This window comes from Telluria sp. LT2P34, from assembly GCF_059685915.1.
The window spans coordinates 21778-36065 of the sequence record NZ_JCASIN010000013.1 but is presented as its reverse complement, the minus strand read 5'-3'; the positions used below and the strand labels follow the sequence as shown (position 1 = coordinate 36065).

The 14288-nt window shown below is 65.4% G+C and carries 11 protein-coding genes; 5 read left to right on the top strand and 6 right to left on the bottom strand.

Annotated elements, in window-relative coordinates:
• Nucleotides 1-61: 61 nt before the first annotated feature.
• Nucleotides 62-2380: a M28 family peptidase gene (locus AC56KZ_RS20430; protein WP_497164009.1), complete on the bottom strand. Its 2319-nt coding sequence runs from the start codon at nt 2378-2380 to the stop codon at nt 62-64.
• 77 nt (nt 2381-2457) lie between these two features.
• Nucleotides 2458-3129, bottom strand: a complete 672-nt coding sequence (locus AC56KZ_RS20425) for an energy transducer TonB (protein WP_497164008.1) — start codon at nt 3127-3129, stop codon at nt 2458-2460.
• 212 nt (nt 3130-3341) lie between these two features.
• On the opposite strand from AC56KZ_RS20425, the gene AC56KZ_RS20420 reads away from it, so the two are divergent.
• The 5 genes from AC56KZ_RS20420 (at nt 3342) to AC56KZ_RS20400 (ending at nt 9946) form a co-directional block, all read left to right on the top strand.
• A complete protein-coding gene (locus tag AC56KZ_RS20420; RefSeq protein WP_497164007.1) occupies nt 3342-3989 on the top strand; it encodes a response regulator in 648 nt (215 codons plus the stop codon).
• Between the two features lie 7 nt (nt 3990-3996).
• Nucleotides 3997-4899: a hypothetical protein gene (locus AC56KZ_RS20415; protein ID WP_497164006.1), complete on the top strand. Its 903-nt coding sequence runs from the start codon at nt 3997-3999 to the stop codon at nt 4897-4899.
• Nucleotides 4896-6401 carry a sensor histidine kinase gene (locus AC56KZ_RS20410; protein WP_497164005.1) on the top strand — a complete coding sequence of 502 codons (1506 nt, stop codon included), beginning with the start codon at nt 4896-4898 and terminating at the stop codon, nt 6399-6401. The genes AC56KZ_RS20415 and AC56KZ_RS20410 overlap by 4 nt, the downstream gene beginning before the upstream one ends.
• Nucleotides 6402-6430: 29 nt before the next feature.
• Nucleotides 6431-8119 (top strand): M14 family zinc carboxypeptidase, encoded by a 1689-nt coding sequence (locus AC56KZ_RS20405; RefSeq protein WP_497164004.1) that lies wholly within the window; start codon nt 6431-6433, stop codon nt 8117-8119.
• A gap of 129 nt (nt 8120-8248) precedes the next feature.
• The gene (locus tag AC56KZ_RS20400; RefSeq protein ID WP_497164003.1) at nt 8249-9946 is read left to right on the top strand and encodes a PQQ-dependent sugar dehydrogenase; all 1698 of its coding nucleotides are present in this window, start codon (nt 8249-8251) and stop codon (nt 9944-9946) included.
• 57 nt (nt 9947-10003) lie between these two features.
• Here AC56KZ_RS20400 and AC56KZ_RS20395 read toward each other — a convergent pair whose 3' ends face one another.
• The 4 genes from AC56KZ_RS20395 to AC56KZ_RS20380 all read right to left on the bottom strand — a co-directional run bounded on the left by AC56KZ_RS20395 (nt 10004) and on the right by AC56KZ_RS20380 (nt 14155).
• Nucleotides 10004-10519 (bottom strand): fasciclin domain-containing protein, encoded by a 516-nt coding sequence (locus tag AC56KZ_RS20395; protein ID WP_497164021.1) that lies wholly within the window; start codon nt 10517-10519, stop codon nt 10004-10006.
• A gap of 108 nt (nt 10520-10627) precedes the next feature.
• The gene (locus AC56KZ_RS20390) at nt 10628-12448 is read right to left on the bottom strand and encodes a DUF885 domain-containing protein (protein ID WP_497164002.1); all 1821 of its coding nucleotides are present in this window, start codon (nt 12446-12448) and stop codon (nt 10628-10630) included.
• Nucleotides 12449-12460: 12 nt separating this feature from the next.
• On the bottom strand, nt 12461-13603 hold the full coding sequence (locus AC56KZ_RS20385; protein WP_497164001.1) for a branched-chain amino acid ABC transporter substrate-binding protein: 1143 nt from the start codon (nt 13601-13603) through the stop codon (nt 12461-12463).
• A gap of 66 nt (nt 13604-13669) precedes the next feature.
• The gene (locus tag AC56KZ_RS20380) at nt 13670-14155 is read right to left on the bottom strand and encodes an Lrp/AsnC family transcriptional regulator (RefSeq protein WP_497164000.1); all 486 of its coding nucleotides are present in this window, start codon (nt 14153-14155) and stop codon (nt 13670-13672) included.
• Nucleotides 14156-14288 lie beyond the last annotated feature (133 nt).

The following is a 14288-nucleotide window of genomic DNA, read 5'->3' as shown; positions in this document are numbered from 1 at the left end:
GCTTACGTGCGGGGTGGACTCGTCGTCGAGGCCCCCGGCCTCAATGACTCCACGCGTTACGCTAATAAAACCACAAGGTATCCGACGCCACCGATTTTCCACTCAAGGGCACCGGTACCGGCCGCGCCGGCAGCGTATGCAGCAGCCGCTGCGGCAGCCCCGGCAAAATCTCCTCGATCCTGATGCTGAAGATCGGATCGGACAGCACGTCGACCCGAAAATGCAGCAGCTCGTCCTCCATCCCGTACAGCATGACCGTCAGCGACTTCGCTTCCACATCCAGCAAGGTGCGTCCGTTGAGGGTGACCCGGGTCGGCCGCGCATGCTCCACCTGCAGGCGGATCTCGGGCGCGCGGTTCTTCGACACCAGCGTGAAGTCGGCATACCGGTTCGGCGCCTTGCCGTTGCGCAGAACGCGCACAAACGGAAATTCGAGGCCGTCGCGCGGCGCCCAGGCATACCACAGCCGCGGGCTCTCCCAGCCGAACACGTTGACAAAAATATGCGGCTGCTTCAGGTTGGAAAACAGGCGGCGCTCCCAGGGACCGAGCGGCGCATCCGGGTGCAGCCAGTAGGCGTTCCAGCTCGGCATGTCCTTGTAATACACCAGGCCATTGGCGCGAGCGGGTGGCGCTTCCGTGAATTCGTCGGCGCCGCCCGCCAGCGCCAGTCCGCCCAGCCCCGCCAGCAGCAGGATGCGGGCGACATAGCACCGCGCGTGCGCCAGCAGCAGCATCGACGCCACCAGCGCCAGCACCAGCATCGCTACCGGCAGGTTCATGCGTCCGGGAGACAGCACCAGGAAGGTGTCGCGCAGCGCCGGCAGCACCAGCACCACGGCCGGCAGCACCCCGCCCAGCAGCAGCGCCAGCCTGGCGGAGGCCGGCCAGGCGGCGACGCGGCGCGTGTGCAGGGCGATGAACGAGGCCAGTGCCGCGAGCAGCGGCCAGGCGACGACGTAGCTGGCGCCCGGGGCCAGCCAGCTCACGAGAATCAATACCAGGCAGAAGCAGGCTAGGCCCACCAGCATTGCCGCAGCCGTGCCGGTCAGCCGCTGCAGGGCGCGCAAGGCGAGGATGAACAGCCCGGCGCATAGCGCAGCTACGCCGCCCAGGTAGAGCAGGGCGGTCTGCGCGTGGCCTGGGGCCTCCGGATTCCAGGCGCGGTGCAGGGCCGGGACTTGCATCCACAACTGCCAGGCGAGGATGCCGAGTGCAACCGCAATCGAGGGCAGGATAAAACCGGCCTGCAGCAGCGCCAGGTAGCGCACCCCGGCGCCTTGCACCGCGAGCCACGCCGCGCCCGCCAGCAGCAGGCAGGCGAGACTCGTCAACACCCAGGCCAGGTCGGCGCCGTAGTGCACTGTGCCGACGAGAGGCAGAGCAAAATAGGCGCGTCCGCTTGCCAGCTGCGGATCGAGTTGCCGTGCGCCGAAGTGACGCGTCAGGCGCAGCATCGCGCTGCCCATGTGCTGCAGCGTGGGGCGCTCGAGCCGCCCTGGGGTGTCAAGCACCCCGTCGCGGTCGACAGGCCGGCCGCGGTTCGCGAACTGCAGTACCGGCGCCCCGAGGCCGGCCAGCGCGCCCGGGCGCAGCGCGCGTGGGATCAACTGGTCAATGTCACGGATCAGGGAAGAGCCGCGCACGTCCGGCACGGCGCGCAGCCAGCCGTCGATGGCGGCGCCGTTCGCGCCATGCGTATTGACCAGTTGCAGCGGCCCGCCGCTGCCGGCCCCGTCGAAGCGCAGCGCAAGGCCGACTTCGCGCGCCCACGGGTGCTGTTCCACGAATGCCTGCATGCCGAGGCTGCCCACGCGCTCGCCGTCGGCGAACAGCACCAGCACGTCGTTGGCCAGCGGCGCGTTGGCGCCCAGGGCGCGCAGTGTTTCGAGCAGGGCGGCTGCCGGCGCTGCGCCGCCGGCCGCGCGCACGCTGGCTGCATCGCTGTCGTAATGCGCGGCCAGCAGCAAGGCGGAACGGCGCAAGGAACCGGGCCCGGTTCCAGGCAGGCGCACCAGCACGTTGTGCACCACGGCCATCGTCGAGGTGTAATTGGCGTTGTAGTCGACGGTGTTCTTCAGTACGACCGCACGCTGCACCTGCGGCGCCAGGCCGAGCGCCTGCAATTGCTGCACCAGGTAGTCGCGCGCCGCGCGGTTGGCCTGGCTGGCGATCGGGCGCGGCGTGCTTGCCAATGCCTGCAAGTGAGGCTCCGCGCGCGCCGCCGAAAACTGGGTCGCCGGCGCGTCGCGCGGCGCCGCAGGAGGCAGGGGCGGCTGGGTCGACCGCAGCGCGGCCCAGCCCAGCGCTGCGATGATTACCAGGCTGAGGGCGAGGCCGGCCAGGCCGCCGGGAGCGGGTGTCGTGGAATCAGGGAACATGAACTTGTGTCCTTGTCAGGCATAAAAAAAGCCCGCCAGGCTGAGGGTTGGCGGGCAAAACGGCGCGCTTTGATAGATCAGTCGAGCGACCACACATAGGCGATCTGCGCCCAGCCGGCTTCCGGTACGCCGTTGTTCATCGCCGGCTTGAACTGGCACAGGCTCAAGGCATTGACGGCGGCCCGGTCGAGGTCGCGCGAGCCGCTCGACTTCTGCACGCGCGAGTCGCTCACGCGGCCATCGGTGCCGACCAGCAGCGCCAGGATGACGGTGCCGGTGTCGCCGTTGCGCGCGGCATTGACCGGGTAATCGGGCTTGGTGCAGCCGCTGGCGTCGGCCAGGACGGCACTGCGCATGGCGCCGCTGTTGGTCGAGGGCTTGGTGACGGCTTCCACCGGCTTCTCCGTCTGGTAGGGCTGCGCCGGTTCCGGGATCGGCGGCGGCTGGGTCGTCGTCTGCAAGGGATTGTCGACCAGCGGCGGCGGCAGGTCGATTTCGATGGTGGGCACCAGGATCTTCGGCTGCGCCAGCTTCGGCAGATCGGTGGGCGGCTCGATCGGCGGCTTGGGAGGTTCCACCGGCTTGGGCGTCATGAAGACGGTGAGGTCGTCGGGCAGGCTCGGCATCGAGATGTCCTTGCTGTTCATCATGTTGATGACGCCGACCGCGACCAGGGCGTGCAGCCCGGCGACGATGGCGAACCTGCCCGCTTTATTGCCGTGGCCGTGATCCAGATGAGCGAAGTGCATGGCGATCTCCTTGGTTGGAACCAGCTTTACTAGCCGGAAGCGTGCCGTATTTCTTTGACGTAGAAATAATATATGCCATCACATAGCAACAGGTAAAGCAATTTCTTGGTAATTGTGCATACGGGACTTTGTATGGAATAATCGCGGGACACCCGATCCACCTTCTGTCCCCTGGCAGGCGTGGCTACCAGAGCTTGGCAACGGAGACCCGAATGGCAAACCAGAAAACAATCCGCGTCATGCTGGCCGACGACCACCCGATCGTGATGACGGGGTTCGCGATGTCGCTGGCCGCCGAGGGCCTGGACGTGGTGGGCCAGGCGCGCACCCCGGACGAAGCGGTCGCGCTGTACGCCGAGCTGAAACCGGACGTCGTCGTGCTCGACATCCGCTTCGGCACCGAACTCACCGGGCTCGATGCGGCCCAGAACATCCTGCGCGCCGATCCGCAGGCAAAAGTCGTTTTCCTGAGCCAGTTCGACCAGGACAGCCTGATCAAGGAAACCTACCGCATCGGCGCCCACGCCTTCGTGACCAAGGACTGCGATCCGGCCGACCTGGCCGCGGCGGTGCGCCAGGCGCAGGGCGGCAAACTGTACTTCCCGCCGCAGATCGCCGAGCGGCTGGCCAGCATCGCGGTGAGGGGCGACGTGTCGCCGCAATCGCAGCTGGACGAGCGCGGACTGGAGATCTTCCGGCTGATGGCCGAGGGCCTGACGAATGCCGAAATCGCCGAGAAGCTGAACCTGTCCACCAAGACCATCAGCAATACCAGCCAGTCGATCAAGGAAAAGCTGGGCGTGGACCGCCAGGCCCACATCACCAAGCTGGCCGTGAAGTACGGCCTGATCGAGCCCTAAGACCGTGGTGGGCCGCGCCCTGACGACGATGCGCGCTCTGGCGGCCGCGCTGGCCCTGGTCCTGGCGCTGCCCGCGCATGCTGCATCGGCTTCGACTGCGTCCGGCTACCGCTTCCAGATCGTCACCGGCGACAACAGCACCGTCACCAGCCGCATCGCCGAAGACCTGTATAAACGCCTGGTGCCGGTCTTCGCCGGCTTTCGCACCGAGCTGGCCCAGCGCCGGCGCATGGTGTATATCGCGATCGGGCCGGCCGCCCTGCGCGACGTGGCGCGGCGCCGCTGCGATTGCGTCGTCATCGCCGCGTTCACCTCGAGCCAGGTGTGGCGCGCGGTGCAAGGGACGCTGCCGCCCGCGCGCGCAAAAGCCATGACGGCCGTGTATGCCGAGCCGGCCCCCGCCGACCAGCTGCGCCTGGCCGCGCTGCTGTACCGGCGGCCGGTGCGCGCCGCCGCCATCCTCGGGCCGGAGACGGCGTTCTTGCTCCCGCAGCTGCAACCGGACCTGCTCGGCCAGGCCGAGATCCTGCAAGCGGCCCCCGGCGCGGACATGAACGACCTGCTGGCGCGTGTCGCATACAGCGAAGTGCTGCTGGCGCTGCCCGACAGCGCCGTCTACAACCCGGAAAACATCCGCAACATCCTGCTCTCGACCTACCGCCGCAAGCAGGGCGTGATCGGCTTTTCGAGCGACATGGTGAAGGTCGGCGCGCTGGCCACCACCTATTCCGAGATCGAAGACATCAACGCCCAGGTCGCGGAAATGGCCGCCGCGTTCGCCGCCAGCGGCGACCTGCCGCCGCCGCAGTTCCCGCGTTACTTCCGCAGCGCCATCAACGAAGGCGTGGCGCGCTCGCTCGACATCGCCGTGAGCGACGAGGCGCGCCGCTTCGCCCGTCCGCGGCCATGAAGTTTCAACTCCAGTTCTGGCGCAGCTGGAGCATCGGCCTGCGCATGGCCTTCATTACCATGCTGCCGGTGGTTTTCCTGTTCACCGCCTTCGTCTGGTACTCGTGGTACGCGCACCGGGCCCAGGTCGCCGAGGAACTCAGCGAACGTGGCCGCATCCTGGCGCGGGCGCTGGCCGAGACCAGCGAATACAACGTCATCTCCGGCAACCTCACCGACCTGCGCCTGACCATCAATGGCCTGGTCCAGTCGGACAAAAGCATCCGCCAGGTCGACATCGTCGACGCCGAGGGCAAGACGGCGGTACGCGTCACCTCGACCCTGGCCCCGGACGCCGAGCCGCATTTCTACGAAGCGCCGATCCGCAAGCAGGTAGTCTGGATCAACCTGTTTTCGGATAACGGCACGCCGCACGTATCGGCCTCGAGCGACGCCCGCCCGCCGACACTGACCACCGAGATCGTCGGCGCGGTGCGGGTGACGATGTCGCCCTCGAACATGCTGGCCAAGCAGGCCGGGCGCTTTCGGATCGAGCTGGCGATGGCCGCGCTGGCGCTGCTGGCCAGCGGCGTGCTGGCCTGGGTGCTGGCGCGTTCGCTGACCCTGCCTTTGAAGGAAGCGATCGGCGCGCTGCGCTCGATCCGCGGCGGCCAGTACCGGGTCGAACTGCCGGTGACCACCGGCGGCGAAATAGGGGAGCTGCAGGCCTCTATCGGCGAGATGTCGGTGGCCCTCGACCAGTCCACGCAAGACCTGGAAAACAAGGTGGCCGAACGCACGCGCGACCTGGTCGCGTCGCGCAACGAAGCGCTGCGGGCCGACGCCGACAAGCGCAAACTGATCCAGAAGGTGAACAGCATCATCGAGGACGAGCGCAAAAGCATCGCCATCGAGATCCACGACGAACTTAATGCCTCGCTGATCGCGGTGCGGCTCGAGGCGCAAAGCATCGGCATGCTGGCCTCCAGGGCAGCGCCGGCCCCGGAAGTCGACGAGATCCGCGCCAAGGCCGGCGCCATCACCAAGCTGGCGCTCGACCTGTATGCCAACGGCCGGCGCCTGGTACGCCGCCTGCGCCCGGAAGTGCTCGACATGCTGGGCCTGCACGGGGCGGTGGAGGAAATGCTGCGCCACTACGACAGCGGCTCGGGCTGCCGCTTCGCCTTTCACTCCGAGGGCGATTTCTCGCGGCTCGGGAATGAACTGGCCATTTCCGCCTACCGCATCGTGCAGGAAGCGCTGTCGAACATCATGAAGCACGCGGGCGCCACCGCGGCCGAAGTGACGCTGGTGCTGGACGCGGCCAACGCGCTGCTGCGCATCGAAGTCGAGGACAACGGCGGCGGCTTCGATCCCACCCACAATTCCGAGGGCATCGGCATCATCGGCATGCGCGAGCGCGTGTACGCGCTGCACGGCACGATCGCCGTGCGCTCGGCCCCGCAGCGCGGCACCACGGTGACGATCACGCTGCCACTCTCCGATATAACTGCTGTATCGTAGCGGCTTGCCTCCACCTTCCTCTCCAGACCATGTCGAACCAATTGAAGACGCCCTACGAACAGGGCAACCAGAACCAGACCACCACGCATGCCGACTGCATCGCCTGGTATGAAGACCTCGCCAGTGAATATCCGGCCGTGCTGTGGTTCGGTATGGTCGGCATGTCGGATGCGGGCCTGCCGATCCACGCCGGCGTGGTCAGCGCGGATGGCGTCTTCGACATCGAGGCCATCAAGGCAGCCGGGCGTCCGGTCTTCTTCAACAACAACGGCATCCACCCGGGCGAACCGGAAGGCGTCGACGCCTGCATGGCGCTGGTGCGCGACTTCTGCCTCCAGCCCGAGCGCCTGGCGGCACTGGGAGAGACCGTGTTCCTGTTCGTCCCGCTGTACAACGTCGACGGCAGCATCAACCGCGCGAATACCTCGCGCGTGAACCAGGACGGCCCGGAGCAGTTCGGCTTTCGCGGCAACAGCCGCCACCTCGACCTGAACCGCGACTTCGTCAAGTGCGACACCCTCACCGCCCAGGTATTCAACCGGCTGTTCACCAGCTGGGATCCGGACGTGATGGTCGACACCCATACCTCGAACGGCGCCGACTATTCGTACACGATGACCCTGATCCACACCCAGGCGGACAAGCTGGGCGGAGAGCTGGGGACCTTCCTGACCGGCACCATGCTGCCCGCGATGTACGCCGACATGGAAGCGCGCGGCTGGCCGACCTGTCCCTACGTGAATCCCGTCAAGGACAGCCCGGACCACGGCATCGCCGAATTCCTGGAGACGGCGCGCTTCTCGACCGGCTACGCGGCCCTGCACCACACGATCGGCTTCATGCCCGAGACGCACATGCTGAAACCCTTCAAGGACCGTTACGAGTCGATGCGCGCCCTGGTGGAAACCGCGCTCGATTTCACGGTAAAGCACGGGGTGCAGATCCGGGAGCTGCGCCGCGCGGCGAAAGCGCTGGGCCGTACCCGCGCCGAGTGGCCGATCCACTGGGTCATGGACGAGCAGAATACGTCGACCTTCCGCTTCAAGGGTTACGAGGCGAAGTACAAGCCGAGCGCACTGGGCGACTACACGCGCCTGTACTACGACCGCTCGAGCCCTTGGGAGCGCGACATCGCCTACTACAACCGTTTTAACGCCGATGTGACGGTCAGCGCGCCGAAGGCCTACGTGATTCCCCAGGCCTGGGTCGAAGCGCTCGAGCGCCTGCAACTCAATGGCGTGGAAATGGAGAGCGTGCTGGAGGACCGCATGCAGGACGTGGCCTATTACCACGTGGTGTCGGTCGCCTCGCGTCCGAACGCCTACGAGGGCCACATGTTCCACGACGACGTGCAGCTGGAAAAACGCCAGGGATCGGTGCTGCTGCGCTCCGGCGACGTCATCGTCCCGCTCGACCAGGACCGCGCCCGCTACGTCGTCGAAACCCTGGAGCCGCTCGCCCACGACAGTTTCTTCCGCTGGGGCTTTTTCAACAGCGTGCTGGAGAAAAAGGAAGCGTATTCGGATTACGTGTTCGAGGACGAGGCCGAGAAACTGCTGGGTGAGGAGCCGGAACTGGCAGCGCAGTTTGACGCGTGGAAGAAGGTCAATCCGGCGCTGCTGTCGAACCAGGAAGCGGTACTCGACTTCATCTTCGCCAACTGCGCGAAGTACCGCGAACCGGAATGGCGCCGCTATCCCGTCTTCATGATTCAATAACCGGCGACCGGTTGACCGCGTGGACTCGGGAGTCCACCCTACGGGACACGCGGCGCACCTCGTAGGGTGGGCTCCGCCCACGCGGACCCAGCGCCCCAATACCAGAACAGGCAACAGCCCCCACCAAGCATGAATAACAAACACAAGACAGCCCGAGCGTCCCTTGCCGCCTGCCTCACGCTGGCCGCCATCGCCCCCGCCGCCGCCCAATCCGTCGGCCAGACCTTCTTCGAACAAAATTGCGCCAGCTGTCACACCGTCGACGCAAAAACTTCCTCGCGCGCCGGCCCTGGCCTCTACAACGTCCTCAATCGCAAAGCCGCCGGCGTCCCCGGCTTCAACTACACCGATGCCATGACCAAAGCCGGCGCCGCCGGCAAAACCTGGACCCGCGAAGAGCTCGACCTCTTCCTGCGCGACCCGAACAAGAACGTCCCCGGCACCGCGATGCCGATCGGCGTGCCCGATGCCTCGCGCCGCGCCGCCGTGATCGACTACCTGGCCGCGCAAAGCGGCAAGGCCGCCGCACCCGCCGCCGTAGCCGCCACGAAAACCACGGCTGCCGACAGCGCCGCCTGGACGGTGGACAAGCCCGGCGACCTGCACCACATCAAAGCGGCCGACCTGGTCGCCCCCTTCGGCACCGAAAGCGCCGGCAACGGCCCCAAGCTGGCCGCCCGTCCCGACGGCGCCATGCCCGCCGTCCCGAAAGGTTTTAAAGTCGGCATCTACGCCGACGGCCTGGGCAAACCACGCCTGCCCCTCCGTGCGCCGAACGGCGACATCTTCCTGTCGGAAGCCGCCAAGGGCCAGATCACGATCCTGAAGTCGAACGGTGGCGACAAGGCCGGCGCCGTCAGCGTTTTTGCCAGCGGCCTGTCGCGTCCCTACGGCATGGCCCTGTGGCCATCGGCCGCCAAACCGACCCACCTCTACGTGGCCAACGTGAACTCCGTGGTGCGCTTCCCGTACAGCGCCGGCGACCTGGCCGCGAAAGGCGAGCCGGAAGTCGTCATCGAAAAAATCAGCGACACCAGCGGCGGCCACGTCACGCGCACGATCGCCTTCTCGAACGACGGCAAGACCCTGTACCTGTCGGTCGGCTCGGCCACCAACTACGCTTCGAAAATCGGCGCGACGCCGCCCCAGCCCCTGGCACAGTGGGAAGCGAAATACGGTGTCGGCGCCGCCTGGGGCGAAGAGACCGAGCGCGCCGCCGTGCTGGCCTTCGATGCGGACGGGCGCAACCGCCGGCCCTTCGCCAACGGCCTGCGCAACTGCGTCGGCATGCTGGTGCACCCGAGTACGGGCGACCTGTTCTGCAGTGTCAACGAGCGCGACGAACTGGGCGACAACCTGGCGCCCGACTACGTCACGCGCGTCAAGAAAGATGGCTTTTACGGCTGGCCGTGGTACTACATCGGCGCCAACGAAGACCCGCGCCTGAAGGGCATCCGCCCCGACCTGAAGAACAAGGTCATCGTCCCCGACACCCTGATCCAGTCGCACTCGGCGCCGCTGGGCATGGTCGTGTACCAGGCGCCCAAAGGCGCGAAGCACGCCTTCCCGAAAGCCTACGAGGGCGATATTTTCGTGGCCCTGCACGGCTCCTGGAACCGCGCTACCCGCACCGGCTACAAGCTCGTGCGCGTAATGATGAAGAAGGGCGTGCCGACCGGGCAGTACCAGGACTTCATGACCGGCATGGTGCTGAGCGACCGCGATGTCTGGGGTCGTCCGGCCGCGGTGGAAGTGGCGGCGGATGGGGCGCTGCTGGTGGTGGATGACGGTGGTGGCGTGGTGTGGCGGATTACGCCGGAGAAGTAAGGCAGGCAGATCGCCTGGAGCCGCGTGGCTCCAGGCTGAGTTGATACGACAGCGGTCTTACTTCGGCATCAAGACGGTATCGAGCACATTGATCACGCCATTCGACTGGTAGACGTCATAGGTGCTGATATTCGCCGTGCCGCCTTTTTCATCGACGACGGTAATGTTGTGCATCCCGTTCATCATGAATTTCAACTGGCCGCCGCTGGCAGTGGCCAGGGTCGCCGTGCCGTTCTGCTTCTTGATGGCCGCGCTCAGTGCCATGAAGTCGTACTTGCCCGGGACGACGTGGTAGGTCAGGATCTTGGTCAGGGTGGCCTTGTTCTCCGGCTTCACCAGCGTCTCCACGGTCCCGGCTGGCAGTTTTCCGAAAGCGGCATTGGTCGGCGCGAACACCGTGAATGGTCCCTTGCCCTTCAGGGTGTCGACCAGGCCAGCCGCCTTGACTGCGGCGACGAGCGTCGTGTGGTCAGCGGAATTGACGGCGTTGTCGACGATGTCCTTGGTTGGAAGCATGCTCTTGCCGCCAACCATGACATCCGCGTGAGCGAATGCGCTGGCGGCGGCGAACATGGTGGCAAGGATCAAAGTAGATTTCAGTGTGCGCATGGCAGTTCCTTTATGGTTGTAGGTGACTTACCTATTCATATACGGCGGAACTTGCCAATCGGATTCAAAAAATCACTTCGACGCCGCAATCCAGCGATCCACCTTCGCCTCCAGCAGCGACAGCGGCAGCGTCCCTTCACCCAGCACGATGTCGTGGAAGGCCGGCAGCTTGAACTTCGGTCCCAGCGCAGCTTCCGCCCTGCGGCGCAGTTCCATGATTTTCAGGGAACCGATTTTATAGCCCAGCGCCTGGCCCGGCCACACCATGTAGCGCTCGATCTGCGCGCGCGACTCCGCTTCGCTGTAACCCAGCGTCTCGGAAAAATAGGTGATCGCCTGCTCGCGCGACCAGCCCTTGGTGTGCAGGCCGGTGTCGACCACGAGGCGTGCGGCGCGCAGCATTTCGTCGTTCAGGTGGCCGAAATAATCTTCCGGCTTGTCGAACAGGCCCATGTCCTTGCCCAGGGTTTCTGCGTACAGCGCCCAGCCTTCGGTAAAGGCATTGTTGCCGCCGAATTTGCGGAAGTTCGGCAAACCGAGTTCCTGCACCAGTGCGATATGGAAGTGGTGTCCCGGCGCACCTTCGTGCAGGTACAAAGTCACCATGCCGGTGCTGCCGTACTGGCGCGGATCGTTTACGACCGACCAGAACACGCCCGGACGGCTGCCATCGACCGCCGGCGGGGTGTAGTGGTCGGACGCCGTGGCGCGGCTCAGTTCCGGCTCGAGGCGCAGGTCGAGCGGCGCCTTCGGCTTGAGGTTGAACATCGCCGGCAGCTTGGTGCGCAGCTGCGCATCGAGCTTGCGGTACACCTCGATCACTTCCTGCTCGGTTGTGAAAGGCTTGAACCTGGCCTGCTGCGCGACCCAGGCCGGCAGTCCGGAGGCAGGTCCCGTATAGCCCATCTTCGGGCCGATGCGGCCGAATTCGCCCTGGATGCGCGCCACTTCCTTCAGGCCGATCTGGTGGATGGCTTCCGGCTTCAAGTCGGTGGTGGTCTGGCTAGCGACGCGCGCCAGGTACCAGTCGGCGCCGTTCGGCAGCGCGTTCCAGCCGGCGCTGGTGCGGGTGGCCGGCAAGTATTCCTTTTCCATGAAAGTTGCCAGGCGGGCCAATGCCGGATTGAGTTTGCCTTTGACGACGTCCGCATACAGCCTGGTCAGGGCGCGCTTGTCGGCGTCGGAGAACTTCGCCGGAAAACTCTTCACCGGCGTGTAGTAGATGCTCGCCTCGGCAGATGGGGCCACCAATTGCTTGAACTGGGGCAGGGCGGACGTCATGACCGACTTCGGCTGCACGATGCCGCGCTTGATTCCTTCGCGCATGTTCGCGATCGCCTGGTCGATCCAGGGCCCGAGCTGCGCCAGGCGCTTGGCATAGGCGCGGTAGTCCTTGACGCTTGTCAGCGGCTGCGCGCCCTGGCCGCTGGCGTAGTTCGCCAGCGTCACCGGCAGGTTGTCCATCTGGTTCAGCGGCAGCAGGTGTTCCGGGAAAGGCTCGAAACGCAGGGCAGTCGTCAGTTCGTAGTCGAGGATGTCGTAGCTGGTCTGGTCGCGCATGTTCAGGCCGTCGCGCTGGATGGCGCGCAGGCGCTTCTGGAAGGTTTTATAACGTGCAAACTGTGCAGCACGTTCTTTTGGTGCGATCGACATGCCGATCTGGTCGATGAAACGGCTGTCGCCGCTCTCGCTGCTCGAGACCGGGTCGAAGCGGGCCAGCGCGTCGTAGTACTCGTCGGCCAGGGCGTTCAGCGGCTTGTTCGCCGGCTTGTTGGCCGACTTCGTGGCGACGCCTTGGCTGACTGCGGTGCCGGCCTGCTCCGCAGCGAGGGCCGGCGCGCAGGCGATCAGGGTTGCGGCAGCAAGGGCGCCGAGTTTGAAAAACGGATGCATGTCGGTGATTCCTTAATAGCTGGCCAGTGGCGCCAGCGCGCCGCCCTTGAAGGTGTAGACGGTGACGGCGGTCTTCTTGAGGTTGCCCTTGTCGTCGTAGCCGTAGTTGCCGACCACGCCCGCATGGCTCAGGGTGCGCAGCTGTTGCGCCACAGCGGCCGGGGCCAGGCTGTTGGCCGTCTTCATGGCGTGGGCGATGAACATCGTCTGGTCGTAGAACGAAGGCGCGTAGACGTCCGGCTCGCGCTTGAAGCGCTGCTTGTATTTTGCTAAAAAAGCGGGGCCGCCGGCCTGCCTGGCGATGATCGCGCCGGCCTGGGCGCAGCGCACGTTTTCGCCGACGGCCGGGCCGCCGAGTTTCGCCATCTCGGGGCTGCACAGGGTGTCGCCGCCCAGCAGCGGCACGTTCAGGCCGAGCGCCTTCATCTGGCGCGCCATCGGCGCCGCCTGCGGCGCGTAGCCGCCGAAGAAGACGGCATCGACCTTCTTCGCGCGCAGCGAGGTCAGAATGGCGGCGAAGTCGCTCGCCTTGTCGTTGGTGAATTCGTGGGCGGCGACCTTCATGCCGGCCGCCTGCGCCTGGCGCTTGAATTCGGTCGCGATGCCGGTGCCGAAGGCGGTGCGGTCGTCGATGATGCCGACGTTCTTGAGCTTCAGTTCGCGCGCGGCGTAGTTCGCCATCGAGCCGCCGACCTGGGCGTCGCTGGCGACGATCCGGAACACGCCCTTGTAGCCGCTTTGCGTGATCTTCGGATTGGTGCCGACCGTGGACATCAGGGCGCCGGCGTCGTTGTAGACGCGCGAGGCGGGAATCGCGACGCCCGAGTTATAGGGGCCGAGCACGAACTTGACGCCGCCGTCGGCCAGCTTCTGGGCCACCGTCACGCCTTGCTTGGGGTCGCCTGCGTCGTCTTCCGACTGCAGCTCGAAGCGCAGCGTCTTGCCCGCGACTTTGATCTTCTGGGTGTTGAGTTCTTCGACGGCGAGGCGCACGCCGTTTTCATTGTCCTTGCCGGCGAACGCGTTGGCGCCCGAGAGGGGGCCGGTCACGCCGATTTTCACGAGCTGTTCCTGCGCCGAGGCGGCGTGGGACGTACTTAGCGCGCACAGCAGCGCGGCCAGCGCCAGCGGCGCAATCTTCATTTTCGATGGCATCAGCCTGTCTCCGTTTATGTTTCCAACGGAATCATCGCACGAATCAGCGCGACAGTGGAGGAGGGCTCAGGCAGGCAAACCGTGGGCGATGAGTTCCAGCGGCAGGGCAGTCGTGCACTTGATCTGCTCCATCGAAAAGGCCGAGGACACGCCGGAGAGTTGCGCCGTCTTGATCAGCTTTTTGTAGAAGCGGTCGTAGCCGGCGATGTCGGTGGTCGCCACTTTCAGCAGGTAGTCGATGTCGCCGCTCATGCGGTGGAATTCGAGTACTTCGGGCAGGGCGACGACGGCGGCAGCAAACCGCTCCAGCCATTTTTCATCGTGCTCGCTGGTGCGCACGCTCACGAAAACGGTGACCGGCAAGCCGACCTTCTGGCGGTTGATGATGGTGACGCGGCTTTCGATGTAACCGTCTTCCTCAAGGCGCTTGACGCGCTTCCAGCAGGGGGTGCTGGACAGGCCGACCTTATCGCTGAGGCCGGAAATGGACAGGGTCGCGTCGGCTTGCAAAGCGGCGAGAATGGCACAATCAAATTTGTCTAGTGAATTCATTTTAATTATAGGTCACTAACAGAACATTCATGCTAAACCTAGGCGAATTTTAGTAAAAATCGAAACGCGCTTTCCGCCCTGACTATATAAGATATTGCTTAACAATAACACGATCTGGTTTCGTGTTTACACT

Coding starts and splice junctions, on each gene's coding strand:
- AC56KZ_RS20425 (WP_497164008.1), bottom strand. CDS start 3,129: ATGCACTTCGCTCATCTGGATCACGGCCACGGCAATAAAGCGGGCAGG.
- AC56KZ_RS20420 (WP_497164007.1), top strand. CDS start 3,342: ATGGCAAACCAGAAAACAATCCGCGTCATGCTGGCCGACGACCACCCG.
- AC56KZ_RS20380 (WP_497164000.1), bottom strand. CDS start 14,155: ATGAATTCACTAGACAAATTTGATTGTGCCATTCTCGCCGCTTTGCAA.
- AC56KZ_RS20395 (WP_497164021.1), bottom strand. CDS start 10,519: ATGTTCGCCGCCGCCAGCGCATTCGCTCACGCGGATGTCATGGTTGGC.
- AC56KZ_RS20390 (WP_497164002.1), bottom strand. CDS start 12,448: ATGCATCCGTTTTTCAAACTCGGCGCCCTTGCTGCCGCAACCCTGATC.
- AC56KZ_RS20385 (WP_497164001.1), bottom strand. CDS start 13,603: ATGCCATCGAAAATGAAGATTGCGCCGCTGGCGCTGGCCGCGCTGCTG.
- AC56KZ_RS20430 (WP_497164009.1), bottom strand. CDS start 2,380: ATGTTCCCTGATTCCACGACACCCGCTCCCGGCGGCCTGGCCGGCCTC.
- AC56KZ_RS20410 (WP_497164005.1), top strand. CDS start 4,896: ATGAAGTTTCAACTCCAGTTCTGGCGCAGCTGGAGCATCGGCCTGCGC.
- AC56KZ_RS20400 (WP_497164003.1), top strand. CDS start 8,249: ATGAATAACAAACACAAGACAGCCCGAGCGTCCCTTGCCGCCTGCCTC.
- AC56KZ_RS20405 (WP_497164004.1), top strand. CDS start 6,431: ATGTCGAACCAATTGAAGACGCCCTACGAACAGGGCAACCAGAACCAG.